Genomic DNA, 1,179 nt, shown 5'->3' with positions numbered 1-1,179 from the left:
TCTCTGACCGCGCAACACCAACTTCCATACTGATCACGTTCACCGAAACGGCTGATCACCATCGCCGAAATCCGCAGCTATCAAGGCGCGGCGTATTCAGATCATTCGTGAATGAGAGAGCGGGTTTCTGGCGACAGGCGATGTTCGCAACGACCGCCCGAGCGCGCAATCGCTCGCTGCGAACATCGCCTATATCGAAGCACCGCTCGCGCGTGCGCCCCGGTACGGGTCGGATGCGTGCTACCGAGCCTGCGCAAAAGTGACAGCGCGACGAGGGGTGAGCAGATGTCGACAAGGAACCCGACAGGAGAGTCGAGAGAGCAGGAGTTCAACACGACGACGATCGTCGTCCTCGTGGCTGGGCTTTCCATGCTCGGACAGTTCGCAATCGCCACGTACCTGCCTGCTTTTTCGGTGATGGCGCAGGCGCTACATGCCAGTCCTACGCAAGTTCAGCAGTCACTGTCGGCCTACCTGCTCCCGTTCGCATTGATGATCCCATGGCATGGGGCGATCTCCGATGCAATCGGCCGCCGCCGGATGATTCTGGCCGGCAATGTGCTGTTCACGATCGGGTCGCTGATGTGCGCAGCCGCCCCCAGCGTTTCGCTTCTCTACGCCGGGCGGGCACTGCAAGGCATTAGCGCCGGGGTCGGCGTCGTTATTGGCCGGGCGATGGTGCGCGACGTCTTCCATGGCACAGAGGCACAGAAAATCATGGCGCTGGTAGCGATCTTTGCGCTGGCGCCTGCACTCGCGCCCGTCTGTGGCGGCTGGCTGCTACTGTGGACCGGATGGCGCAGCATCTTCATCTTCCTTTCGATACTGTCCGCATCCCTGCTGGTAATCAGCTGGAAGTTTGTGCCCGAGACCCTGCCGCTGTCCCGCAGGCATCCGCTGCATCCGCTGCATCCGCGCGCCCTCGCGCAGGCCTATGCCACCTTGCTCACGACGCCGCGCTTCGTAGCGCTCGCGCTCGCCAACGCGGCGGTCAATCTGGCCATTTACCTGTATGTCCTGGCTGCGCCGACCTTTGTCGCGAAGCATCTTGGCCTCGGCGAGCAGTCATTCGTCGGACCTGCAAAATTGGGTTTTGTTCGTGGACGCCTCGGGGCGTTCATCAGGTGGCCTTGTACTTTTCGAACTCAGGCAGTTGTAGGAGGTGCGAGCAAGGTTCCT

At 61.4% G+C, this 1,179-nt stretch carries 1 protein-coding gene; it reads left to right on the top strand.

Annotation, left to right across the window (positions count from 1 at the left end; translation table 11 throughout):
* Positions 1 to 285: 285 nt before the first annotated feature.
* Positions 286 to 1,179: MFS transporter (locus AWB81_RS43250; RefSeq protein WP_144444406.1), on the top strand; the 894-nt coding region annotated here is incomplete at its 3' end.

It is taken from the genome of Caballeronia arationis (genome assembly GCF_001544975.2).
Classification (GTDB): Bacteria; Pseudomonadota; Gammaproteobacteria; order Burkholderiales; family Burkholderiaceae; genus Caballeronia; species Caballeronia arationis.
This window is presented reverse-complemented; position numbering and strand designations above follow the sequence as displayed.